We start from the raw sequence: 25,128 nt of genomic DNA, 5'->3' as shown, positions 1-25,128 counted from the left end.
GGATTTTTAATTAAATAATTTTGAGCTTATGGAAGCCCTTAGCCGACTGCAATCATTCATCAAACAGCATGCCCTTTTTCGTAAAGAAGAGTCTGTTCTCCTTGCTGTTAGTGCCGGCCGTGATTCTGTGCTGATGGCCCATCTGTTCAAAGCTGCAGCTTATCGTTTTGGTATTGCGCACTGCAACTTCAATCTCAGGGCAGAGGAATCTGAACTGGATGAACGCTTCACAGAAGATCTTGCTGACGAACTGGAGGTCCCTTTCTATACCCATCGTTTTGAGACCATGGAATATGCCTCTGCGAATCATATTTCTGTTCAGATGGCAGCCAGGGATTTGCGCTATGAATGGCTGGAAAAGATCAGAACTGAGTTTAACTTTCAGTATATCGCAGTTGCACATCATCAGAATGATGTGATTGAAACGATGCTACTCAACTTAACCCGCGGAACCGGAATTTCAGGATTGCATGGTATTTTACCAAAGAAAGGAAAACTCATCCGCCCGCTTTTATTTTTGAGCCGTGATGAAATTGATGAACTTGTCAAGCATGAAGCTTATGCTTATCGTGAAGACAGCTCAAACCTATCCGTAAAATATTCCAGGAATAAACTCCGTCTGGAAGTAATTCCTATCCTGAAAGAGCTTAACCCCGCACTGGAGCAAACTTTTGAGGCAAACAGAAAGCGTTTTGCTGAACTTGAGATTTTACTTGATCTGCATGTTCAGGAGATAAAGGAGCGCTTGTTTATTAAGCTGGCTGAGGATGAATTCGAGATTAGTATTGCTGAACTGAAGAAATTAATTCCATTAAATACCCTCCTTTATGGACTGTTTCATCCTTACGGATTTACAGAAACGGTGCTCAATGATCTTGCCCATGCATGGGATGGCAAACCGGGAAAAGTGTTCCGTTCTACCGGATATCAATTGCTTGTAGATCGTGGGCGTATAATCCTGAGCCGGACAAACGAGGATAAAGCTGAGGATGTATTGCTTGAATCCTCTGCTAAGATTTTCATCTGGAACAAGCAGAAATTCGTATGTAAAATTGTTGCAATCAATCAGTTTGAACTAAACAAAAATGAAAACATCGCCCAGCTCGACTATGATTTGCTCAGCTTTCCACTAAAATTAAGGACCTGGAAAAACGGAGATTATTTCCAACCCCTTGGCTTAAAACAAAAAAAGAAACTAAGTGACTTTTTTGTCGGCAGGAAGATTAGTCTGAATCATAAAAAAGACATTGGGGTTTTAGAAAGCAGCAATGGTGATATTGTATGGCTGGCCGGTTTACGTGTGGATGAGCGCTATAAAATTAGCCCCAACACAAAAAAAGTTTTTATCTTAGAACAATTGATCTGACATGGAAGAAAACGAACCGGCTTTCTTAGAAAAACAATACCTGGGTCGCGATTACGGTCGCATCAGCATCCGTTTGGTGCTGGCTCTGTTTTGTTTTGGTGCTTACTACCTTTCAGGAAGCCAGGGTCAGAATGCAGAACTTTTTCTGGTTGTAGGTTTCGGAATACTGATTGGCTCAGTAGTCATGATGTTTTTACTGCATTACAAAACTACTGTAAATAATAAAAGTATTGTGCTTGATGGAATCTGGACTACAAAAATGGTCAAAATCGACCTGAACAGTATCATTAAAGTTGAGGCTGTTCCCTATAGCTCTTATATCATTAATAACCCGGTTTATAATCTGCACCAGAAGGGAACCGTTCGTTTCTATGCAGGGGGTAAGGATGCCGTTATGCTCACAGACCGTGACGGCTTGAAATATATCATCGGAACACACCGACAGGCGGAGCTGGAGCAGAGTATTAAGAGGGAGATGAAGAACTAGGGTGGTTGGTTAGTTGGTTGGTTGTTGGTTGTTAGTGAATCCTGCTTCTGAGAATGTTATAAGTCCTGCTGAACGTTCCACCTGTCATCCTGAAAGTATTGCATGTCATCCCGAACGTTTTGAATGTCATCCCATACCTTGTTTCTAATCTAAAGCGTATTGCTTGTCATGGGTAGGAGGCACGACGAAGCAATCTTATGACATTTAGTAATCTTATTGATGAGATTGCTTCGCTGCGCTCGCAATGACATAACATCACTCTCGCAATGACAAAACACTAAGGTCGTATTGACACCCCACACTTCAATTCCACTTACATCTTCAATCCAATCTCCCTCAGCCGCTCATCCAGATATTCACCGGCAGTGATATCTGTATACGCTTTCGGGTGATCTGCATTGATACAAGAATCCAGGGCTGTCAGGTCCATATCTGCTTTTGGGTGCAGAAAGAACGGGACTGAAAACCTGGAAGTCTTCATCAACTCACGCGGAGGATTTACCACACGGTGAGTAGTTGATTTCAGTTTATTATTGGTTAAGCGCTGCAGCATATCCCCTACATTGACTACAATATCTTCCACATTCGCTTTTACCGGATACCAGCGGCCATCGCGGGTTAAAACCTCCAGACCATCGGCACTGGCACCAATCAGCAGGGTTATCAGGTTGATGTCTTCATGTGCTCCTGCACGAACCGCATCAGCAGGAATACTATCGGGATTTTCGATTGGGAAATAATGAATAGCACGTAAGATGGAGTTCCCATTATGTACTTTATCATCAAAATAATTTTCTGGAAGGTTCAGATAAACTGCAATAGCCCGCAATAAATGCTTTCCGGCATATTCCAAACGCTGATAAACCTCACGGGTTACCTTATTAAAGCCGGGTAGCTCATTCACCTGGACATTATCAGGATATTCCTCTTTCACATAATCGCCATCAGTAACTACCTGCCCGCTCTGCCAGAATTCCTTCAGGTCGGGGGTTTTTGAATCCTTTGCCTTCTCTCTTCCTTTGCTTGTATAACCCCTCTGACCAGCAAGTTCCGGGATTTCATATTTTAATTTCTGCTCATCAGGCATGCTAAAGAATTTCTTTACTTCAGTATAAAGCTCATTGATGAGCTCCTGAGTCATTCCATGATTGGCAATGGTTACGAAACCGGTATCATTAAAAGCCTTGCCGATATTATCAGAAAATTGCTTTTTCTGCTCAGGTGTACCCTTTATATAATCGTCAAGATCAAGACGCGGGATATTTACTTCTGCTGTCATAATTAATTGGTTAATTAAGGAATAAATATACGAGCAATTGTTAATAAGTTAAGATATATTGAAAATATGAAAAGACATCTAATTGATAATAAATAACTTATGTTATTAACATTTTATCGTAACAGAAATTAAAATAAGAATATTCCGCCCCGGGCAGGGTTAAAAAGGAAATTTCTTCATCCTGGCGAGCATGAGGATGATGATGAAAAGGATGGCGAGGATTAATAGGGCTTTCATGATTTAGGGTTAGTAAAAATATGAAAATTGATTCATATTAACTTTAACCTTGCTACTCTCTATACCTCACTGAACACACAAATATTTTCCAGTTACTTATCAGGACGCAAAGTGGAAATTATTAATTAACAACTAAACTATCATAGTTTATCCCGCTCATGGTCTCGTCGTGCCTCCGAGACCATGAGCGCCTTAAAAATAATATACAACAGCGAATAAACACCGCCGCTGTCCCGAAGGTTCGGGACTGCTTCGAATTTAGTGCTAGGGCTTGGCCTTTCTCTACCGCACCATTCCCGATGGCAATCGGGACGGAAAAAAGCTTAACGGAGAGATACTATCTAGGCCGAATGACATTATGATACCAACTGACGATTATCTTAAGGTGGTTTTTGGGATTACTCTGTCTTACAACCGATCATAAATTACAGTCTGCACCGATTGCAGGATCGGCCTCCTGGGATTTGGCAGGAAAGGCGCGCTTTATCCCTGCATTAACATTCATAGATCACCGCACTTAAGCAATCCGGAGAAGTGTTGCAAGTTCATTCATCTCTTACACTGCCAAAAACACGGCTTGGATTGCACCGATAGGATAAAGTGTGGATTTACAATGCCGAAGGCATGGCTTTACCACAAATACCGGGAAGCCGCGGCATTTTGTTACTTTTCTGCTGCAGGAAAAGTAAAGAAAGTATTACAGGAGAAAATTTTTAGCTGAACAATCCCTTATTATATCTCCCTCCCAACACAAATATATCCACTATCCCAAAAAATAAAAATCTTCCTTGCAATACTAATATTTTTAGCATAGTTTTGCTCTATGACTGATCAGGAAAAAATCAAAGCCGCAATAATCCTGTTAAAAAAACTGCAAAGAATGGTTGGCTTTTTTATGAAAAAAGAGATTGCGGAAATGATCAATAAGCTTGAAGATCAGGGATTAAATCAAGCAATGAATCCACCTGTAAAAAAGGAAATCCAGCACTGAACTGTGAAGTTCTTATTTCTTCTGCGCCAGCATAATACCTGATCTGATCAGACCCTTATCTTTAGCTAATAGATTAACCACCACAGTACCTTTATTACTTGTAGGAATCGAAATAGATTTAACCGGCTGCTTTAAAAGTTCTTTTATCTCTTTATCAGGTTCCAGATCAAATACCATCATCCGCTTACTGATATCGGCTTCATTCAAAGAAATTACGTCATTATTTGCAACTAACTTAATTACCTGCCCGTTATCCATGATCAGGCTGACCTCGGTTCCCCTTTTTACTGTTGCCGCAATTGGCAGGTTCAAAAGCAAAAAATAAGTATCATCAAGCGCCCGGATTGAGAAGCTCAGTTTGTTTACACCCCCACCATCTTTAAAAAGATACATGGAAGTTTGCCTGATATGCTCATTAGTGCGTTTATCAACCCTGTCTACTGCCAGTACCGGAGCCTGCGAAAATGATTTAACAGAGATCAGAAACAGAAAAAAAATCAAAAATATGGAGCGCATTATTTTCTTTAATATCTATTCAAAAGTAATTGATAACCTTCTAAAATCTGATTATCCATATTGCCCGAGGCTATTAGATCAGGTGTATTCAGGATATCTTTTCAAACAAAACAAATATCATGCCTGCTAATTTCCTGGAAAAGTATCCCATTAAACCTCATCCCATCAATATAGAAACCCAATTCTACTTACTCTCAGGAGCTTTACCGATCAACTCCATAAACTGATCCAGTTTTGGTGTAATGATAATTTGGGTCCTTCTGTTCTTAGCTTTTCCCGCCTCTGTATCATTACCTGCAACCGGATTATATTCTCCTCTGCCGCCTGCCGTGAGTCGCTTAGGATCCACACCATAGGTATTCTGTAATGACTGCACCACTGAAGAGGCTCTCAAAGTACTCAAATCCCAGTTATTGCGAATATTTGGCATAGAAATAGGCACATTATCTGTATTACCTTCAATCAAGACTTCATAACCTTCATAATCCCTGATGATTTTGGCAACCTTACCCAAAATCTCACCGGCCTGATCTGAGATCGAATAACTACCTGATCTATAAAGCATATTATCCGAAAGGGAAATATAAACAACTCCCTTCAGCACCTGAACTTCCACATCCTTCATCTCTTCCCTGCTTAATGATCGGGTGAGGTTATTGGTTAAAACCAGATTCAATGAATCATTCTTGTTTTTGGTATTTACCAACTGCTGAATGTATTTATTGGAGCTGTTAATCTCATCCACAAGTTTGGAAATATTTACATTTCCCTGACTGCTTGTAGTTAAACATTTATTGAGTGCTTCTTGTAGTGAAGCAATATTTGACTTTTCTGAAGCTATCTGTTCTTCCAGACTTTTCACCCGGACGATTGAAGCTGAAAGTTCATTCTGGCTGGTTTGATACTTCCTTTCCAGATCGCGGTGGCTATCCTGGAGCAGGTTAAAATTGCTTTGGAGCTGACTCTGGCTGGTTTGCAGTGCAGTATATTTCTTTGTACTGACGCAAGATGCAGATACTAATGCTACTGACATAAGTACCGCTATAAATCCTTGAATCTTCATATAATTAAACTTGGTTAATAATTTTGAAGATACAAAAAAGGTGCCGTATTTGAAAAAACAGGACTAAACCTTTTTTGGAGGAAGATCAAAAGCGATCGCATCATGCTCGAAATGTCCGTTATGAGATCCATCACAGAATGGCTTGTTTTTTGAAAGTCCGCAGCGGCAAATGGATAGAACAGTCCGGCCCTGCAGACCATAAACTCCACCATTACGATCAACGATCTCAAAATCGCCTTCAATTTTTACTGAACCATTATTATTGATAGTAAGTTTTGTCTTTGACATAATTATTTTATTTGAGGTAAAGTTAAGGTAATGAAATGGGAAATGGAGAATAGAAAACAGGCGGAAGTATAACTGTTGCGAGCGAAGTAGGTATAGGAACAGAATTCACTCTTACATTGTAAGCAACAACCAAATTGTAACTTTATCATTAAGGGGGTGTTTATGGCCGATTTTAAATTCTAAACGAGGTATATTCAATTTTCACATTAAATTCCGTACACAGATGAAAAATTTGTATGTCTTTGCCCTTTCCTTTTTACTATTGAATAGTGTCTGTGGACAAAATTCCCTGCGCACACCGTATACCCTTTCAAATGATTTTGAAACAGGGGAATTGTATGGCTGGGAGCCTTATCCATATCAGCAGGATATCGGGTTTGATGCACTTTACTTTGCACGGAAAACACCAACACATAATAACAGCAGTTATGCACTCGCGCGACCTGTGCGAGCTTATTATCATACAGAACTGTATACCGGATTTACTAAGCGCCTGAATTTTTATACAAACGCTGCTTCCAGGATAAAAGCTGCCATTTATTTTGAAGGCGACCGTAATCCGGAATCGCTGGAGATTTCTTTAGGAACTTTTGATGGCCGACGATTTATGTATACGATGAAGAATCCCGTTGCGAATCGCTGGCTTGAGCTGGATATTCCGGCAAGTGAATTCAAACTGAACGGCCAGGCTCTTAATCCCGGAGAGCATATTCAGGTCATAACCTTAGAGGGTACCTATCCTCCAGTTTATTATTTATATACGTACACCATGTTAATGGATAATATTCAGATCACCGGAGATCGGGACAGCCGCTTTATCGCATCTGCCCCAGCTTCCACTGATCTCGATATGTTTGATATATCCATATTGAACAGGCATTTTTTCTACGGAGATAACATCAGTCTGAAAGCAGCTCCCGAGAATGGGATTTCACTTAAATCAGTAAAGGGCACCCTTGTTGATAGCAAGGGAAAAATTGTTAAGGACAACATTTCATTTACACGAAGCGGAAACGAATGGGTCAATGAGTCTATCTACAAACTGACTGAAAAGGATGCGCGCGGACAATGGGAAATGAGGCTGCAGGGTCAAAATGAACAGGGAGGAGCAACAAAACATGCCTTCCGCTTCCTGGTACCAGGTAAAAAGGTAAATGAACACCCGCGTCTGTTTTTCTCTGCTGATGAACTTAAAAGCCGTATAGCCAATGAAAAGTCGCCGGTCGCCAGGCGCATTCTGGACAAAGCGCTGGAAAATAAAAATTTCATGAATGTAGACATCAGTGCGATCAATGAGCCCGAGGATAATACAACCGAAACATTAACAGGTCCGCCATTTGCACCTTCTGTAATCTCTCCGCCTAACTGGAGGACGAGTGCCAACAGGCTTGGCAATGTCATTCATGATGGAAGTTTAAGATATGCCTTTGCAGGTGATCTTGCTGCAGGGCAAAAGGCCAAAGAGGCGCTTTTGAAGCTTTGTGCATTTAAAAAATGGAACAATAACTGGATGCTTGAACGTAAATTCTGGACCTATTACCCCGTAGGTTACATTATCAAGCCGGTTGGGATTGGATATGATCTGATTTATGATTTGCTGTCGGAAGAAGAGCGTGCATTTGTCAGGAATGCAATCATGGAAAAAGGTTTAAAGATGTTTCACAGGGATATGGTTGAGATGAACCGTATGCCTTCACAGCAAACCAATCATATTGCGGTAATAGTCGCAGGTTTTGGCCTGGCAGCTACCGCCATTTACGGTGATGATCCATCAAATCCGGCATTAGAGCCCTACCTTACAGGTATTATCACAAAAACTAAAGCTTTTTTAGATAAAACTTATTATGAGGACGGAAGCTACGCCGAGCCAAAGAGCGGATACCTGAATATGGCAGCCAGAGATATTGCAGAGCTTCTGCCAGCCCTCGAACGGAATTTCGGACTTGACCTGACCACTACAACTAACTTTCAGAATGTTTATAAATATCCGATACAGGCCAGCCATTCCAGCGGAAAAATGCAGGATTATGGTGACGGCGGCGGAACCAATGGCTCAAGTACCCAGTATGGAAGTCAGTTGCATTATCAGTGGTTAACCAAGCGCACCGGCAATCCTCTTATTTATAATTGGGTAAAACCGTACTGGGAAGCTGGAAATGGTGGATACTTTGCTTACCTCTGGTACAGAGATGATATTAGTCCGCAGACAAGAGAAAACCTGCCGACATCAAAGTTGTTCAATGCACAGGGAGTTCTTATGCGCTCAGGCTGGGATGATGCCTCAACCATAATCAGTACCAAGCTGGGTCCCAATTCAAATCATGCTCATTATGACCAGGGAAGTTTCCAGATCATGACCAATGGAGAAACACTTCTGACTGACCCGGGAGCCGGTGGCGGGCATTATTACGATTTCGATTACCTTGCTTACAATATTCAGGCTATCGGGCACAATGTAATGCTGGTTGATCATGACCCTGAAAGTCAGAAGCCGGCACATTACGACAACGGTATCGCTGCCCTTCGGGAATGGCCGAGGATATTCCACAGCTTTACAAGTGAAATCACAGATGAAATGTCGGGCGACCTGTCGTCGGTTTATAAGGGGAAACTCGATAAGTATACCCGTACCTTGTTATATACGAAAACTGGGCCTCTTTTCATGTTCGACCAGGTAAAAAGCAAATCTCCGGAGGGCCATGTTTACGACTGGCTATTTCATGCAGGAATGAATGATGGTAAAAGCTCTATGAAGTTTGCAGATCAACGTTTAACGGTTGACCGTCCTAATGCACGTCTTACACTTGATGTAGTCTCCTCTGATATAGTGAATGGAAGGATTACCGATAAATACGAAGATTCGGAGAGCTTTGTAAGAATTTCCAGTAAGCCTAAACTTACCACGGGAAATTTCCTTGCCGTTATCATGCCTGAGGCAAAACCAGCTTCCGGCACTTATACTGCCCGGCCAAAAACAACTGCCATTAATGAAGGTGGTTGGATTGGCGCTAAAGTTGAGCGGCCAGACGCTGTTGATCATGGCTATTTCAGAACGGCATCCAATTCTTCAGGTACAATTGCAGGTTTCAATACAGATGCAAGGCAATTCACCGTATCCTATAATGGTTCCGGAAAACTCTTAAAAGCTTATTTTGAAGGCAGTCAGTTTTCCGGTGATGGCCTTTATGTAATGAGTGAAGTGCCTGTGACTTTTGCAGTCCAATTCGGATCAAACGGAACAAATCTTGAACTAAGTACAGAGAAGGATGGTTCAATTGCCATTACTTATGACAAACAGCCTTCACAAGTACTGCTGAACGGATCCGCAATCCGAACATGGAAATATGATCAGGCATCGAAAAAATTAACCTTGCAGGTCCCTAAAGGCAGAACCAGCATGACAGTAAAATAGAGAAGGAAGAAAGGCGCCAAAATTGTTTTTGTAAGTGGCGATAAAGTTTATGCGATCAAGGGCTCCAAAAAAGCAGAAAACTTTGTTGGCGAAGAAGTAACCATTACCGGTTCTATCACGAATAGTGTTCTCGAAATTACCAAACTGGTCAAAAAATCAGAATAAATATTCTATACTGGTATTTTTGTAATATAAGCTTGTTTATTCTTCGTACCAATTTAAGATTCAACTAATTGGATATTCCCTTTGGTGGAATATTGTATTGATAAATAGTTTTTATCGGTTGATATTTTTATGTTAAGTCAAACAAGCGTAGGTAGGGTTTCATCCCAAAAAGTAAAAATATATGGCCTTAATTAAAAATGAGTTTCTTAATAGCAAACAGCCAGCTGCCTCATTTTCCCCGACAAGATTAATCTTCCATCTCCAAACAGGTCAGGCCCAATGAACTCACCACTAATTGAATCTGTGTGGGCGAAGGATTATTACCTACTATCCGTAACACCTTATCGCAATCTTCCAGATCTACGCTTACCTGTAGAATGTGAGCATGTCTGCTAAGCAGATTTTGAAGGCTGCTCACGTCGGATTGCTTGCTTACATTGGTTTTAAATATCAAAACTTCCATTTTCAACATTTCCAATGCTGCATTTTCGCTTTAAACTGATCTTGCTCTTCGGGGCTCATTTCCTTAAAGCGTTCGGCCATTCTTCCGCGCTTCCAGGAGGAGCCCATTTTGCCGCCCTTGCCGAAACCAAAAAGTATCTTGGACAGGATAAATATTCCCATCGCCTGCCAGAATGTAATGGCCCTGACACCGAGTATCTCGGGCAGCAAATTGTTCCAGAGCAGCATCACTACATAGCTTACCAGTGAAAGGAAGGCAATCCCGATCAGGGGGAAAAACACAAAACGGCCTTTGTAAAATATCTTCTTCATAATTCTAAAATTTAATAATCATTAATCTCTTTATACAATTGTTTTAAGCGCTTGCGCAGATGCAGTACAGCATAGCGTTTGCGTGTCACCAGGGTCTGAATGTTTTCCCCGGTAGTTTCTGCTATTTTCTGGAAGGGGATATTGTCCAACTCCTGCCAGATAAAGATCTGCTGCTGCTCTTTGGGCAACTCTTCCAGAGCAAGAAATAACTGCTCCCAGAACATATTGCGGAAGTACTCAGTTTCAGGAGTGTTTGCCTCTGTGAGGAGCATTGCCCTGAAATCCGGTGTATCATCCTCCTTGCCATCATTCAGGTTATCAAACAGCTCTTCTTTTTTCTTTTTATGTTTGTCGATAATCTTGTTCCGGGCCACCCGGTATAGCCAGGCGCCTGTTTGTTCAATCGGCTCAGAATTTACTATTGCAGTAAACTGGTACCAAACGTCCTGAATAATATCTTCCGCATCCTCTTCGCTATTAACCTTGCTCCTGATAAAGCCCATGAGCCCCTTACCATACGATTTTATCGTTTGTAAAATACGCTGGTTCTTCTCCTTGGGTATTACGACTGCTGTCAATTTATTGCGGGTTTATTAAGTAGACGATTGAGGTGTTAAAACATTTCAAATTATTTTTAATTTTTTTGAAATATTGATTATAGGATTCAAACCAGTTGACAATTGACAGTTGACAATTGACAATTGAGGCCTGATAGTTATCGGGTTGACAATTATCTGGGTGATCCGGTAAAAATTTTGTTCTTCGACCCTGAAAGGGGAAATGTCATTATTTAAGAGTCGGGAGGTTCCAGCTTTCGCTGGAATGACATGCATTTTTTTAGTATTGGGGAGATCCTGACTTTCGTCAGGATCGAAGGGGCCCAAAAAGCACTAGTAACAATACCACTCAGATTCCGGCGAAGGCCGGAATCTCCCTATTCCACCCCCCGGATTGTCATTCCAGCGAAAGCTGGAACCTCATTCTAACCAGAAAATATGATCCAGATATTTATTAATCTGCCTTTTTAAACTCTTTCCTCAATCCTGGTAATAAGCAAACGAAAAGTATAAGCAGGGCCAAAAAGATGTAAAAGGTATGCAGCCAGCTTACCGTTTGTAAAAAGACCATTTGGACTTGTATCCAGATAATTAAAACAAAGGCCATGTAGATGCTAAAAGTCCAGGACCAGTGCATATCATTAAAGCAATTGAGCATTTCAGCGAAGCTGCTTTCGGGTTTCTTTAATAAAGCGAATATCAGCAGAAATGGGGCGAGGCCAAGCATGGTGAACAGGATGATCCCCGGTATCAAAAAACTGGTAAAAGGCGAATGTTCCAACAAAGACAGTGGCATTCCCATTAATTGGCCGGAAGGCGAAAGAATCAGTACTCCCCCACCACCAATGGCGCCTAAACCCAAAAAAGCCAGTAAAAAAATTAAAAAATATAAAGCTTTTGTTTTCATTTCATGTAGAGCTGATAAACTGTAAGCACCAGGGTAATGAGTACAATGCCGGAATAGATTTGCTTGTTATACTTTGCGAGCCATTCCGGCAGATAGATATCGAAATTATGTTTTTGGGAGGAGGAATATTTACGGGCCATAATGGTCAATGGGCACATTTTATTAAAGATCAATAAGATGATGCCTTCTAAAACAATGAGTCCGTAACCCAGCCAAAGCCATACATCCAGTTTATTTATAATGACAGCATAAAGCATATAGAAAATAACAATATTGAAAAATACCCATATTAAGGTATGTGCAATTTTGATCAGGGTTAAATTTGTTTCCTCTTTGCGAGAGTGCTTCATCTATAAAAGCTTTTACAGATTGTAAATCTGGCGATTTAAATACCTGATAATAATGACATTGGTCATTGATGGGATTGATTTGGGTCATCGGGTTTAATAGAGGTGGCGCATAAAAGGAGAAGGAATTATATAAAGTTAAGGGCTAGATGGTGAAATGATACTGCAATGCCCGGTGCTGGTAATTCGCTGTTGTATAGTTTATACGCTTTCTTTTGGATTGCTTCTAATTGTATCACTAAATGCTACTGAACTGTAATTTTTAAAATCCCTGATGACATCAGAAAGTAAGTATTTATACTAAGAGTAAAGTGAACTGGATTCTTCTAAGGATTATCAGGCAAATCGACAAAGGTCTTAGCGGTAACAACTACTACGGCTTTACATTCAAGCCAGAAACCAATCTGCAGAGTTAAGCATAGCGGTCTATTCGGATTGTTAGATAAAAAAGAGTCTTCACAGCGATCCTACCCGGTGCTGTATTTTGTGAATTTAGGCTATTCGCTGATTTGTTTCGCTTCATACTCATTTCCAATTTCTAAGTAATACTTACAGAAGAAAGGAGCTAAAGAAGGAAATGCCACATTTGATGCCAATTGGAATGTCGAATTAGATTATTCAAAACCAGCTTCTGTAACTCCTGCATGTGGCATTTCTGTAGCATTGATTAATGCTTCTGTACCATGAGCCGGACTTCTATATCCTACTAATTTGTTTGCAGGTAGTAAAGCATCTGCTCCATTGGCACCTCCCGCAGCATAGTGATAGACCTGCCATGTATTATTTGCAACATTCCATGGCCCGGTAAATGAAGATACTGCATTACCTCCGCCTTTTTCAATTACTACACCGGTAACCCTAACTGAACTTCCCTCTTCTGCCAAAATAGATTGTGCACCAGCATGTATTGCTTCAGGCCGGGTTTTAAACGACTTCCGTTCAAGGTCCACCTGACGGGTTGACAAAGTTAAGTTAAGACCAAGCTGCTGAGCTCCGCCATATATACTAGCGACTGCCTTTCCGGCATTAATCTGGGAACGTGCCGCAGATCGGAATTCTGATTTTGCTCCACCGATTACCCAACTGAAAGTGCGTGGATAATTTAGGCCTAAACTACCCGGTGCTTCATTATATCTGCGAAGCGATTCAGCCTCTGCCTTTGCATTGGTTTCAGCGACATGTTCAGAATAAATCCGGTCGTGTAGTTCTATGTTTATTGCACGCTCCCCACGTCCTGCAGGTCCTAAATAAGCCTGTTTTGCCAAATTATCCGGTAAAGATGCATCAAGCCTTCCGTTACTTATAAATGCCGAAATCCGGTCCTGAGCTAAGGGGTTGCCACGCCATGATTTCTGCTTAAAGTCAGCAGGTAAGTCTGTTGGATCAAACCTGCGTTCTCCGGGTGCCAAAGCATTGCGGGCATGCCAGAATTGGCCACGGCCTGCACTGTTGTTATACATAAGCTGTGTCACCTTCTCGCTCTTACCCAAAGAAGCATTTAAATACGGCACTGCGGGCATTGAGATACCTTTTTGCTGTACTGTTCCAGTGCCTGAAGGTGTAAACTGTGCCTTTTTTGAACGGGCAAACATATTAGTAGGGCTTATGAAATTATAAATATTGAATTAACTATACCCGATATCTTTCCTTTATATGAATAAAAATAATAAAAGTTTCAATTAAGGCTAAAATAATATTCAGAAAGCTATCATCCTGACAATTAATTAACCAGAGAGGTACAAACAAAAAGAGATTAGAGATGTTGTGTCTTAGCGATAAAACAACAAACTCCTCAGAAATTAATCTGAAGGGTTTTGTTTCCTGGACCTCCTGTAGCGAGAGTCGAAGACCTCCTTCGCTAAAGCTATGGCGGTCGAAGTGGGTTCGAACCTTGACCCTCCCGATGTAATCGGGATGCTCTGAACCCTGCCTACTGGCAGGCAGCTGAGCTAATCTCCCGCTTTGGTAAATCCAAAAATGAGATTGCACCTACTTATAAAAAGAGTACTTTTTAGTCAAATTCTATTCAGCTATATTCAAGGTCTCTACCAAATTAATTAAATTTGGCTCATGTCAATAAACCCATACATTAACTTAGAGACATCATCTGATTTCCAAGTCTTTGACTTCATAAGTGTAGGTAAAAATATTTTAAAAAAAAGAGCGGTTTTTAACTGTATTGATCAAAAGGAACAACTGTACAATCTGGCTCTCTGACCGAAAAATTTTCTTTATGGGAAGTAACGCAGTACGTTCCCGGAAATATCAAATAGGTGTAAATAAATACCTGTCAATACTATCAAAAACCTTTTTTATAGAAGGCCTAATAATCGACAATGACAATAATATTGAGACCAGGGAGAAATTTAAAACAGGAAAAAACTATACCGCATTAATATTCACTCGAAAAGAGGATTAATGATTTTTGCGATACTTTGCAAACATGTTTTTCGCTTCTAAAGCCTTTGCATTTAATGGTCCAGCAGCTATTTTATCCAGACTTGAATTGACTTTTAAAACAATCACTGTTGACACTTCATAAGGATCTCTTTCCGTCATTGAACGAGTATTATAAGGCGCTGCATTCGCAATCCCATGAATCCAGCCACCTTTAAGCGCTTTTGCTATCCTTGCAGACCGACTACCAGTTGCACGTGTATCAGAAGCCTTAGTCCTAGATGCTTTTGTTGTTGCCATAACTTTAAGTTATATATTCAAAGATAATAACAATAATAACAACAACAACAACAACAACGACAGGAACAACGACAGGAACAACATTGAGAATTACAATAATATAAACAGCTTCAATTATCTATAATACAGGAGCAATAGGGAGGGGTAAAAACAAAAAAACAAGGTGGGCTAAGTTCTCGTACGTTGTTTACTATTTGGGAGAGATACTATGTACAAACAGTGATAACTCCCGATATAATCTTAATGATCTGAACCCGCTGAAAACAAAAAACCCCTCAGAAATTAATCTGAAGGGTTTTGTTTCTTAGACCTTCTACTCATGGTAGGTGGGCCGATGGCCTCCTTCGCTAAGGCTTCGGCGGCCGATGTGGGAGATACTGGGTTCGAACCAGTGACCCCCTGCTTGTAAGGCAGGTGCTCTGAACCAGCTGAGCTAATCTCCCGCTTTGGGACTGCAAATATAGGAGTAGCGAGGTGGATTGCAAAATTAATTTGCAAATTTGTTTAATTGCCTTGAAACGAGGTATTTATGACTCTATAGACGTCTTTATTCTCATTTTTAACAACTGATTACGAGCGCTTAACTTAGAACATAACCTACTTACCGATAGTAAATAGATAGTAAATTTTGGTGAATAAAAGGCTGAAAAGAGTATAGCGATAGTAAATAGATAGTAAATTTTCTATGTCTACAGGTGACCATAACCACCTAAATTATGGTCTATTACAAACTTACTCTCAACGATAAGAGAGAAACAAAAGAGAAAACTTACCCGATTGTTGTCCGGGTTACTTTTAACAAGAACAACACTACATTAACAACTGGTATACGAGTTAAAAAAGAGCACTGGGATTCAGAATCGCAGTTAGTCAACAAGTCAAATCCAAACTTCCAGCTACTAAATAAAACGATTTCTGAATTCTATTTAAAGATTCAAAAGGCTATCCATCAATTAGATGATATAGGTGAATTCTCATTTACAACTCTAAAAGAGAGCCTAGATGAAAAGGCTAACCCTTATAAAATAAACACCAACATCACATTTAATGAATTTTCAACTCAGATTATAAATGAGTTATTCGCAATCAATAAAGTAGGTAACGCATTAGTATATCAGACTGCTTCAAACAGATTGATTGGATTCGGAAATAATAGAAATTTGAAATTCAAAGAGATAGACTATACGTTTCTGGAGGCATTTCAAAGGCATCTCATAACAAAAGGTGTTAAACAGAATTCAATTGGTAACTACCTCAGAACCATAAGAGCTATTTATAATCGAGCTATAAAGGCTAAGATCATCGACAGATCCTATTATCCTTTTACTGAGGTCCCAATTAAGTCCGAAAGAACAGCAAAGAGAGCAATATTAGCTAATGACCTTGGTAAGATTTACCGACATGAATTAAAAGAGAATACAAGGGAATGGCATGCAAGGAACTACTTTTTCCTCAGCTTTTCACTTATCGGTGTTTCGTTCACGGATCTTGCTTATCTCAAGCCATCTAATATCATAAAAGGAAGAATAGTTTACCGAAGGAGGAAAACAAGGAAGGAATACAGCATCAAATTAACTGCATTAGCACATCGAATTATCAATGAATACAAGGGAAGAAATGAGAAGTATCTATTGCCAATCCTACCGGTTTCTGTAATCGAAGATTCTTTAATTGCAAATCAGAGAATACACCAGTGGATTAAAACGACAAATAAGTGGATGAAGGAGCTGGCAAAACAATGCGAGATTAATGAAACGATAACTACCTACGTTGCACGACATAGCTGGGCAACTACTGCAAAACGATTAGGCTATTCAAATGAATTGATTGCTGAAGCAATGGGACATGAATACGGAAACAAAATCACCAACATTTATCTGGACAACTTTGAGCAGAGTGTGATTGATGAATTGAATGAAAAAGTACAAGATTCCATTCTCAGTATTTTAGAATCTTAAAGGAATATGAGGGTGTCAATTACCCAATATAAGAGTTGTGCGCATATCTTTGTCCACTAATAATACTGAATCATTGAAAAATGAATAACGAAACTAACAGACTGGGTGAAGTATGGATCAATGTCATGCCCGACTTTAAAATTATTAAACCTTACCTATTTCCGAACATGAGTCAGGGTGAATTTAACAAAGAAGTGAGATTGTATAAATCTGTTGGAAAAGTATCCATTCCATTCTTAACTCAGGAGAAAGGAAGAAGTTATTGTAGTAATTTAGAAAAGATCATTAATAAATATGAGCTTAAGGAGCACATTAACAACCTATTTTTCATTATTAGTTATACTTACTCTAATACGATGCAAAGAGTAAATGGCATAGAACGACCAGGAAGAGAGAGCACGGAACGCATAAAAGAATTTGATACTAATATATCTGCTTTGGCAGCAAATATTAATTCCCACTTCACAATAACGTTTGAAGAGAAAGTTGGAAACATTGAGTCTGATTATCTTCTTAAGCCTATTAAGAGTCGACGAAAGCCTGTTCGATTTAAATTCACTCACAAAGAAACTACTGACTGGATTAAAAACCTTATTGTTGAAGCAATTGAGAAGGGTCAATTCCCAATGTCACTGGGTTTGCAATTAATTAGTTCATCTATAATTCCTGACGGAGAAGTAAAAAAATTCGTTCTGTCTGCACCAACAGAGTCATTTATTAAATTAACTGAAAAAGCTATTATAGAAGGAGCTATCCTTTCAATAGCAATACCTATAATTAATTACCTCCAGAATCAAACCTCAATCAAACAAACATCTGATAAATATTGGTCTTACGATCAATTAGGTTTTGTCATTGATGTACTCTTCCTTACGGGTCTACAAACCAGAGAATCCAGACTGCCCTATAAATTTCACTCGGAAAAGCCAACAGCAAATGAAAAGGATGCATTAGATAAAATGCTGCTTCGCAAAGTAAATAAGCGTAAGCTATTGTTTATCAATCCGATAAGATAATTTTTAGAATCATTTTCTGTAGTAAACTATACCCAGATAATTGCAGTATGCAAAAATCTAATAATCGACTGACATCTGAGCAAGGCTCGGATTCAGTCTACAATGCAAAGGATATGTTTTTAGAAACTAATCCTGAAAGAGGTATATTCAGTGCTACTTTACTGTTAGACTATACCGTACCAATGTCTCCGAAACGGAGACAGAAAGAAGCTGCTCTCTGGGATCGGCTTCGATCTGGTACAAAGATTAAAGGAATCCTTGTACCGGGTCTGGATAAGGATGAGAAGGAGTATTTATGGATCGAGTTTGAACTTCCTCGTGGAGTTGAACAGCACAAAGTTATCTTACTTTCAGATAGGATGGTTGAGTTCTTCCAGAAATATCAAACAGCTCAAGTGAGCATTCGTTTTACTCATCAACAATTATTAGAGGAGGCCACCAGGATCGAGGATGGTGATAGCATGACTGTGCGAACTGAATCTGAAAATTAACAATCTGGGTGGAGGTTCTCTCCACCCTTTTTTATTTATTAAAAATTTTTTGTAATGTTTAAAACAACTACTAATTATACGGTAACTACAGACACATTCATGTCCGATATATTCAGAGATGGACTTCCAGTCAATGCGTTTATTCACAAAGGAAGGTGTGCAATACGAGGCACATCAATTGAACTGGAAAAGAAGACTAGAACTACATTGATAATAGTACCCAATATCAGTATCATTCTAGGCAAATATACCTCAGAAAGAATCTCGGATAGACCCGATTACATTGTGTATGGAAATATTGGCGATTCTGAAATCTCATCGATTCTTAACGATGATAAAGTTGGTATAAAGATTATGTCTACTCCTGAAGGGATGAAACGCATTATGAGGTTAGCTTCAAAATCACAAGCAGAACATATAAAAGCTAATTGGTTCTTGCTTCTTGACGAATCGCATACATTTATCTCAGAGCTATATCGAATAAATATATTAGCACCATTCGAATTTTTTTGGGATTTCAATAACAAATCTATCATCTCTGCTACTCCCTATTTCTTTTCAGATCCTAGATTTAAATCCTTGGATTATCATGAAATTAAATTTACTGAGAAGCTTGGAAAGGTAACTCTTGTCAATGCAGTAAGTGTTACTGCAACTCTGGAGTATCTAATAGCCAATAGAAACGAATTCCCAGGCAATATTCACATCTTCTATAATTCAGTGACTGAAATTAAAAGAGCTGTATTACAATCAGAACTCGAGGAATGCAATATATTCTGTGCTGATGATAAGGATAGCCAAAACATGCAAAAATTAGGGGATCTCCAAAAGCATTTCATAGCAGAACCACGAAAGGGATTATATAAGAAAATCAACTTCTATACCTGCAAATATTTCGAGGGTTGGGATCTTTACGATAAGGGTGCTACAATGGTGCTAGTTACAGACTGCCATAAAGAACATACTAAGGTTGGAGTTGCCAGTAAGGGTAAACAGGCTATTGGAAGATTACGAAATGAACCATTTCAAATTATACATATAAGTAACCATGAGCACAAGGATACTAAAATATCTCTTGAACAGTACAAAGCCGGATATACAAGCGATGCTTTAAGAATTATTAAAAGTAACAATGAACATATACTGAATGCTGAATTCGATAAATTCAAAGGTGATAACAGAGCAGAGAAGTTTGCGGATGTAGATCAGAAAACAAAATTGGCTACATTAAATCTCTATAAACTAGATCAGCAGATTAATGAGTCGGCTAGTAATGAGATTTATAAAAGTATCAAGTTCATTAAGGAGGATTGGGAAGCAGCATATTATGATGTCGAGGTTCAATATTCTGATCTAAAACTGGTTTCAAAAACTGAACAGGAAAGAAAGTCAGCGGCTAAAATACTGGAAGAAGATTATAAAGAATTAAAACTACTGCAAAGTCAGACTTCTGGGTCGTTAATGTTCACATTTGGGAAAGGGAAAACGGAATTAATCAAAGAAAGCAACCCTCTTGCCTATCAAGCCTTCCTTTTAATGAATGATCAAGAAATGTCTGATCGAAAATATAATGTGAAGAAAGTTCAGCGTGAGGTTATCATAAGAGAAAATGGATCGGCTGAAATTAAATTCCTAAAGCTATGTAAAGGTGCTTTTAAAAAAGATACTTTTTACACAAATGCTCACATAACATCGAAGCTAAACGAATTCTATAAAAAATTGGGGATCAAAGATCCTAAAACAAGTGAGATAAAGAAGGCACATCCTTCGGATTTAGGTTCTGAAGGACGATTCAAGCTCAAACATGTCCGAAGGACTGTTAAAGGTGTTAGGCAATCTGGAATCATTATAGAAGCTTATTCGTTGGATGTAAACGTATTAGAATAATCAATCTATCCATCTATTAAGATGTTAAGAAGCCACAAAAAACAAAAAAATTACATTTATATAGGGAGTTTACAAAAAAATCAATTTTTCTGGCTTGACCCTTAAATGTACCTCTCATTTGATAACAGATAAACCTGCCTTAGTGCAGGTTTTTTTGTGTGGTTTCTCTTTGCTGCAAGTCAGCCTTTTAAACATCCTCCCTAGCTTGTCAATTCTGTTAGCCCCTCCTGTATCGATAAATTAGGCTTCAAAGTATATATAGAAGTTCTACAATAATTTTATGTGTGTTCCGACCATATAGCCCAGTTAGATCTTATCCCCTTACCTTCTATCGAGTAAAACGATTTATTATATCAGTGTTTCGGTCACAGAGGCAGTCTACAAACAAAAAAATCCCGCCTAATAGGAAACCTTCAAATTCCTCTCATTTTAGCTTCAATAAGTAGTGCCTGACAAATTTATTTCAAATGATTCCCAATCATTTTTAGTGGCATTTTCAACTTATTATTTTACAAGCAAACCTGCTTTCAGTCCCTCTCTGATGCCCTTTTAAGTCCTTCTACTCAATCAATTTATTATTCATTAACCATTTGACATTAAATCATGGAAACAACTGACAACGCAGCTAAGACTGCTGAATTACAAGCTAGAAACAATGAGGTTGAAAAAGCTTTTTTGCAGATCATTAAAGGAACATCAAAATTGCTTGGTTCCTTTGAAGCAAAGAAGTACAGAACCTTTATCCAGGTCGATCATTCAGCTAGTGGTAAGGAAACGAACCTGAACAGCGAATGCATCTGCTATTTCTGGAATCTGACTTTGACGACCAATAAATTTGGGTACAAAATCATATACTTCACTCCAGACCAGGAATCAATCACAAAGTTCGGACAACGACTTTCTAATCGGGCAATCAGGCAGCTATTTAAATGCACAATGCAAGAGAAGAATAAGCCAAACATTGAAGACAGTATACGGATCAATAGTCCCGGGAATGTTCAATCGTTCTTTTTATCGCGTCTTGCAAATGGCGATAATGCCTTTACCTCTATTCATGAGGAAGAGTACAAACAATAATTCAAAAAGAGCCTGCTTTGGTAGGCTCTTATCATTCCTTAACTTATAAAAGAAAATGGCAAAAGAGACATTATACCAGCCAAAGATCCAGATATCTGAAGCACCACCATTAACCTTCAGAGGTATCTTGAGAAAGAATTTCCAAAGAGTCAAATCCTGTGGCGAACCATTAAAAGAAATGAGATTAGAAATTGTTGAGGGTGCTTACTTCAGGATTTTGAATACTATCAAACAACTGTTAATTGATCATGCTGATCCTTGGGAAAAAACAGTTTATGAAAAGGACAGAAAGGGTGACCGGACTTGCTGTGAAGCAATTCATGATTTCGTCACACCTAACCTTTGCTTCAATCTCATCTGTGAGTTTGACAAAAAAGCGTGGATTGAATTTGGATTTAACAATTGCCCAGTTGAAACTCAGATCAGAGAGTTACTTAAGAAGGATGGATTGTTGCAGTATATGAGAGAGCGAAGCAATTTAGATTTGATTCGATATTTTGCTGTGGTGAGCAGTGATAACCCTCGTTCTGTCTTTGTTCTTTAGATTGATAATTATTCTTCTTAATTTCGGGGAAATAGACATCATTTTAAGAAACAGACAGTAATACCATCATAAATTATTAAAAATATAGCGTTAGCTATCAGTTCTTGCACCCAGGAATCCTAGGAAAATTTCAAATTGCAACAAGAACGGATTGATCCAACGCCTGCGCATAATAGCGTAGGTGCTGGGCCGTCCGTTGCAATGGGTCCTCCTAGGAACCTCTGAGTGCGGATTGGTTCAGTTCCCTGCGCTATTTGTGTTTACTAACCAACCGATGTGGGACTATTCGGTAATCTACACAGTAACAAATGTCCACTACTCTAAATCCTGAGCGAGTTAATCGAATCGCTGCAGATATCATCACTTCAATCTCAATTATTAATAATTTCCTAAAAGAAATCGAGAAAGATCCATTTCTGAATTTTACCGATAATACCCTTCTGGATAAGACAAGAGCAGCAGTTGAAGTATTGGGTGATCAAATATGTAATGGAATGAATAACTATCCTCTTGACTGTAAAGCTGCTTTACAAAAGATTTACACCTTTCCCTCTCGGTTTAAAGAGCCTGCAACTCTTGAAATCATTCTAACCTTCATATACGGAATGTTAACTGCTTATGAGAATCCATTATGTTATGTGCTAATCAGAGAAACAGGACACATCATGTACTCCCATCAGCTACAGAAAGCGAATAAGAAAAAAGTCGCAACACTACTTAAATAAGGCAGAAAATCAACTCACACAAACGATATATAAGCATGATCGGATTTCTAATATTATTTATAGTCATAGGTGGCTTAGTAGCCTATTTTATGACTGACAGCAAAGAAGGAGCAATTGAAGGTGCGGTGACTGGTGGAGCAGTATTCTTTGGAATTATCGTTAAGATAGTCCTGCCACTGATGTTAATGCTCTTCTTGTTCAAAGCTTGCTTTGGCTAATCACTTTTCAAGCATATTCTTTTAAAAGTAAACACACTCAAATCATTTATTAACTCAAAACCCAATTAACAAGATGAAACATGCACTATTATTAGCATTATCAATTGCCCTTATCTTCTTAAGCTGTGGCAAATCCAATGAAGAACCTTCCGTAGAAGGAAAGACCTGTCAGATATCAATAGCAGCTAATGAAAATCATAAGTATGATGCAGAAGGAAGACTGATCAATATATCAAATAGTGCTGATCCGGCAGGTGTAAACATCACCTACAGTAAAGACATGATAACGATACTTGGTTCAAACAAAATTCCCAACATAAAGCTCATATTGGTAAATGGTAGAGTAACTGAAGCTACGACAGTAAGCAGCACTACTACAAACTATGAGTTCAGCTATGATATGGATGGCTACATGAGTAAAGCTGTTATGTTTAGTGGAGGTGAGGTACATACTTATACCTATTCTTATACTGGTGGTAATCTAACTAAAATCGAAGGAACCAAGAATAGCAGCGGAAAGCTCAGCAATCACCCTACAATTACAGTTGAACATTCAACCGAACTTGCCTCAAACATTGCAGAGATTGGTATTCCAATGGAGAAACCGTTCATCTTTAGTCGATACAAGGTGGATAAATACTTTGGAAAGCAATCTAAGAACTTAGTATCTAAGGTGACTGAACTAGGCACTTCAGTGAGTTTTACCTATACAAAAGATGTGAATGGAAATATCACTTCTGTAAAGCGTAGTGATTCAAATCCTTACCTTATAATGTATATGTGCAAGTAATTAACATAACAAGGCAGCGAACAACTGCCTTGTTCATTTAAAATCAATTTGAATGGAGATTTTTATAATTATAATCATATTCCTGGCAATCTTTTACCTCATTTTTCGTAAACGCAAGAAACAATTGGTTTCAACTTTTGAGATTATTGAGAGACCATACCGACGTTTAGCAGAAGGTGATCGTACATTAGAAGAAATCATGTTCAGTAAGCCTTCCAATGAAGTGCTAGCAGAGCTGAGTTCCAAAAAGCGTGAAGATTTAACTGGAAATGAATTGCTAGTTCTTTCGGAACTTACGAAGTGGTACGATGAGAATCCAAGTTATAAGGGCAGCTAACAACTGCCCTTTTTTAATTCATCCCAACCCATTCCCATCCTCTCTAGTGGCTTACAGGGAGAATGTGATGGCTTGGTCTGAAGTGTTGGAAGGTATGTTCTTCAGTGTTTCTTTTAAAAGCCAATGCTCGCAAGTGCCTTGATGAGGGTTCAGTGGGTTATGTACGTCAGACGCACGAAGATCGGAACTCACTGCTACTAAGCCGGCAATGCTCACGCCAGACCACGCTTTCCATTAGTGCTTCGCTACAAATGAATGCGCTATGCTCCAACCCTGTTGCCTTGGTTTAATCAACCAGGGCAAGCCTCACCCTTCGCAGTCTGTCATTCACTTTGCTTTCGGCAAGCGACGCTGTTCGTAGAAGCTCCTGAATCTAGAACACGATGGCTTCGCCAAATCCTGTTATGTCTTCACGCTTCAATAGCATTGCGACCTGCGAATCACTCAGGCTTCAGCTTGTCACAATTATTGACCATCCAACCACAATTCCATTTGTTTCAATAATTCCGCCAAGCCTCGTGTTTTCTGAAGGGAAAACATATCACTGGATCACTCTGCGAGTTTTCCTCCAGTGACCTTCGTTCAGTCGCGGGAGGTCGCTACGATTAAAATTCTTTGTGGATGCATGTTCGCGTCAACTACCGGTACAACAAGTTGCCCGTAAAATTCCAAATTCTATAAATTAAATAATTATATTCATGGTTAATCTAAAAAACACTTGTTGCAATTAATGATAATCATTTTATGGAAGATATTGAAAAAATAGTCTACACTAGTGTAGCAGCACCCATTCTTAAAGAAATAATTGCGGGAAAGATCCAAAAGGCATTGACGGTAATAGGAAAAGCTCTCAAGTCTGTGGAAATACCGGTGAAACTGACCACCCTAAACCGGAGCAAACTGACCACCTAAAAGGCTGGCGTAGACTTCCCAATTTTGCTGGCGAAGATTTTCAGTTCAGTGCTGATCTTGTGTGATAAAAATAGATTTATTTGTTCA

General features: G+C 39.1%; 26 protein-coding genes and 1 tRNA gene. 15 read left to right on the top strand and 12 right to left on the bottom strand.

Annotated elements, in window-relative coordinates:
• Positions 1–28: 28 nt before the first annotated feature.
• The gene (gene tilS, locus Q8S11_RS02985; protein WP_305660599.1) at positions 29–1,366 is read left to right on the top strand and encodes a tRNA lysidine(34) synthetase TilS; all 1,338 of its coding nucleotides are present in this window, start codon (positions 29–31) and stop codon (positions 1,364–1,366) included.
• Between the two features lies 1 nt (position 1,367).
• On the top strand, positions 1,368–1,853 hold the full coding sequence (locus Q8S11_RS02980) for a hypothetical protein (RefSeq protein WP_305660598.1): 486 nt from the start codon (positions 1,368–1,370) through the stop codon (positions 1,851–1,853).
• Positions 1,854–2,166: 313 nt separating this feature from the next.
• Here the strand turns inward: Q8S11_RS02980 and Q8S11_RS02975 are convergent, their stop codons facing one another.
• Positions 2,167–3,132 (bottom strand): isopenicillin N synthase family oxygenase, encoded by a 966-nt coding sequence (locus tag Q8S11_RS02975; RefSeq protein WP_305660597.1) that lies wholly within the window; start codon positions 3,130–3,132, stop codon positions 2,167–2,169.
• A 1,060-nt stretch (positions 3,133–4,192) separates the two neighbouring features.
• Here Q8S11_RS02975 and Q8S11_RS02970 point away from each other — a divergent pair.
• The gene (locus Q8S11_RS02970) at positions 4,193–4,360 is read left to right on the top strand and encodes a hypothetical protein (protein WP_305660596.1); all 168 of its coding nucleotides are present in this window, start codon (positions 4,193–4,195) and stop codon (positions 4,358–4,360) included.
• A gap of 12 nt (positions 4,361–4,372) precedes the next feature.
• On the opposite strand, the gene Q8S11_RS02965 is transcribed toward Q8S11_RS02970, so the two are convergent.
• The 3 genes from Q8S11_RS02965 to Q8S11_RS02955 form a co-directional block, all read right to left on the bottom strand.
• Entirely contained in the window at positions 4,373–4,876 is a 504-nt protein-coding gene (locus tag Q8S11_RS02965) for a hypothetical protein (protein ID WP_305660595.1), read from the bottom strand.
• A 184-nt stretch (positions 4,877–5,060) separates the two neighbouring features.
• Positions 5,061–5,909 carry an OmpA family protein gene (locus Q8S11_RS02960; protein ID WP_371135123.1) on the bottom strand — a complete coding sequence of 283 codons (849 nt, stop codon included), beginning with the start codon at positions 5,907–5,909 and terminating at the stop codon, positions 5,061–5,063.
• A gap of 93 nt (positions 5,910–6,002) precedes the next feature.
• Positions 6,003–6,227, bottom strand: a complete 225-nt coding sequence (locus tag Q8S11_RS02955; protein ID WP_305660593.1) for a CDGSH iron-sulfur domain-containing protein — start codon at positions 6,225–6,227, stop codon at positions 6,003–6,005.
• Positions 6,228–6,450: 223 nt separating this feature from the next.
• On the opposite strand from Q8S11_RS02955, the gene Q8S11_RS02950 reads away from it, so the two are divergent.
• Complete coding sequence (locus Q8S11_RS02950; RefSeq protein WP_305660592.1) at positions 6,451–9,639, top strand: DUF4962 domain-containing protein; 3,189 nt, start codon at positions 6,451–6,453, stop codon at positions 9,637–9,639.
• A 412-nt stretch (positions 9,640–10,051) separates the two neighbouring features.
• Here the strand turns inward: Q8S11_RS02950 and Q8S11_RS02945 are convergent, their stop codons facing one another.
• From Q8S11_RS02945 to Q8S11_RS02920, 6 genes are all read right to left on the bottom strand, one after another.
• On the bottom strand, positions 10,052–10,267 hold the full coding sequence (locus Q8S11_RS02945) for a hypothetical protein (RefSeq protein ID WP_305660591.1): 216 nt from the start codon (positions 10,265–10,267) through the stop codon (positions 10,052–10,054).
• Between the two features lie 2 nt (positions 10,268–10,269).
• Positions 10,270–10,578, bottom strand: coding sequence for a hypothetical protein (locus tag Q8S11_RS02940; protein ID WP_305660590.1), 309 nt, complete (start codon positions 10,576–10,578; stop codon positions 10,270–10,272).
• A gap of 11 nt (positions 10,579–10,589) precedes the next feature.
• A complete protein-coding gene (locus Q8S11_RS02935) occupies positions 10,590–11,156 on the bottom strand; it encodes an RNA polymerase sigma factor (protein ID WP_305660589.1) in 567 nt (188 codons plus the stop codon).
• Positions 11,157–11,589: 433 nt separating this feature from the next.
• On the bottom strand, positions 11,590–12,042 hold the full coding sequence (locus tag Q8S11_RS02930) for a hypothetical protein (RefSeq protein WP_305660588.1): 453 nt from the start codon (positions 12,040–12,042) through the stop codon (positions 11,590–11,592).
• A complete protein-coding gene (locus Q8S11_RS02925) occupies positions 12,039–12,392 on the bottom strand; it encodes a hypothetical protein (RefSeq protein ID WP_305660587.1) in 354 nt (117 codons plus the stop codon). The genes Q8S11_RS02930 and Q8S11_RS02925 overlap by 4 nt, the downstream gene beginning before the upstream one ends.
• A gap of 611 nt (positions 12,393–13,003) precedes the next feature.
• The gene (locus Q8S11_RS02920) at positions 13,004–13,981 is read right to left on the bottom strand and encodes a hypothetical protein (RefSeq protein ID WP_305660586.1); all 978 of its coding nucleotides are present in this window, start codon (positions 13,979–13,981) and stop codon (positions 13,004–13,006) included.
• A 587-nt stretch (positions 13,982–14,568) separates the two neighbouring features.
• Here Q8S11_RS02920 and Q8S11_RS17805 point away from each other — a divergent pair.
• Positions 14,569–14,808 (top strand): hypothetical protein, encoded by a 240-nt coding sequence (locus Q8S11_RS17805; RefSeq protein ID WP_371135122.1) that lies wholly within the window; start codon positions 14,569–14,571, stop codon positions 14,806–14,808.
• Here the strand turns inward: Q8S11_RS17805 and Q8S11_RS02915 are convergent.
• Together Q8S11_RS02915 and Q8S11_RS02910 are read right to left on the bottom strand one after the other, a co-directional pair.
• Positions 14,805–15,086, bottom strand: a complete 282-nt coding sequence (locus tag Q8S11_RS02915) for a hypothetical protein (protein ID WP_305660585.1) — start codon at positions 15,084–15,086, stop codon at positions 14,805–14,807. The genes Q8S11_RS17805 and Q8S11_RS02915 overlap by 4 nt on opposite strands.
• A gap of 368 nt (positions 15,087–15,454) precedes the next feature.
• Positions 15,455–15,529 (bottom strand) — tRNA-Val (locus tag Q8S11_RS02910).
• A gap of 273 nt (positions 15,530–15,802) precedes the next feature.
• Here Q8S11_RS02910 and Q8S11_RS02905 point away from each other — a divergent pair.
• The 10 genes from Q8S11_RS02905 (at position 15,803) to Q8S11_RS02860 (ending at position 24,129) form a co-directional block, all read left to right on the top strand.
• Positions 15,803–17,044, top strand: coding sequence for a site-specific integrase (locus tag Q8S11_RS02905; RefSeq protein WP_305660584.1), 1,242 nt, complete (start codon positions 15,803–15,805; stop codon positions 17,042–17,044).
• Between the two features lie 80 nt (positions 17,045–17,124).
• Positions 17,125–18,060: a hypothetical protein gene (locus Q8S11_RS02900; RefSeq protein ID WP_305660583.1), complete on the top strand. Its 936-nt coding sequence runs from the start codon at positions 17,125–17,127 to the stop codon at positions 18,058–18,060.
• Positions 18,061–18,107: 47 nt separating this feature from the next.
• The gene (locus Q8S11_RS02895; protein ID WP_305660582.1) at positions 18,108–18,551 is read left to right on the top strand and encodes a hypothetical protein; all 444 of its coding nucleotides are present in this window, start codon (positions 18,108–18,110) and stop codon (positions 18,549–18,551) included.
• A 54-nt stretch (positions 18,552–18,605) separates the two neighbouring features.
• The gene (locus Q8S11_RS02890; protein ID WP_305660581.1) at positions 18,606–20,438 is read left to right on the top strand and encodes a hypothetical protein; all 1,833 of its coding nucleotides are present in this window, start codon (positions 18,606–18,608) and stop codon (positions 20,436–20,438) included.
• A gap of 603 nt (positions 20,439–21,041) precedes the next feature.
• Entirely contained in the window at positions 21,042–21,515 is a 474-nt protein-coding gene (locus Q8S11_RS02885; RefSeq protein WP_305660580.1) for a hypothetical protein, read from the top strand.
• A gap of 55 nt (positions 21,516–21,570) precedes the next feature.
• On the top strand, positions 21,571–22,059 hold the full coding sequence (locus Q8S11_RS02880; RefSeq protein ID WP_305660579.1) for a hypothetical protein: 489 nt from the start codon (positions 21,571–21,573) through the stop codon (positions 22,057–22,059).
• A gap of 308 nt (positions 22,060–22,367) precedes the next feature.
• A complete protein-coding gene (locus Q8S11_RS02875) occupies positions 22,368–22,784 on the top strand; it encodes a hypothetical protein (protein ID WP_305660578.1) in 417 nt (138 codons plus the stop codon).
• Between the two features lie 35 nt (positions 22,785–22,819).
• The gene (locus Q8S11_RS02870; RefSeq protein WP_305660577.1) at positions 22,820–23,002 is read left to right on the top strand and encodes a hypothetical protein; all 183 of its coding nucleotides are present in this window, start codon (positions 22,820–22,822) and stop codon (positions 23,000–23,002) included.
• Positions 23,003–23,075: 73 nt separating this feature from the next.
• The gene (locus tag Q8S11_RS02865; RefSeq protein WP_305660576.1) at positions 23,076–23,792 is read left to right on the top strand and encodes a DUF4595 domain-containing protein; all 717 of its coding nucleotides are present in this window, start codon (positions 23,076–23,078) and stop codon (positions 23,790–23,792) included.
• A 52-nt stretch (positions 23,793–23,844) separates the two neighbouring features.
• Entirely contained in the window at positions 23,845–24,129 is a 285-nt protein-coding gene (locus Q8S11_RS02860; RefSeq protein WP_305660575.1) for a hypothetical protein, read from the top strand.
• Positions 24,130–25,128 lie beyond the last annotated feature (999 nt).

This window comes from Daejeonella sp. (assembly GCF_030695525.1).
Lineage (GTDB): Bacteria > Bacteroidota > Bacteroidia > Sphingobacteriales > Sphingobacteriaceae > Daejeonella.
Note: the sequence above shows the minus strand (reverse complement) of the source record. Positions and strands in the feature narration are given on the sequence as shown.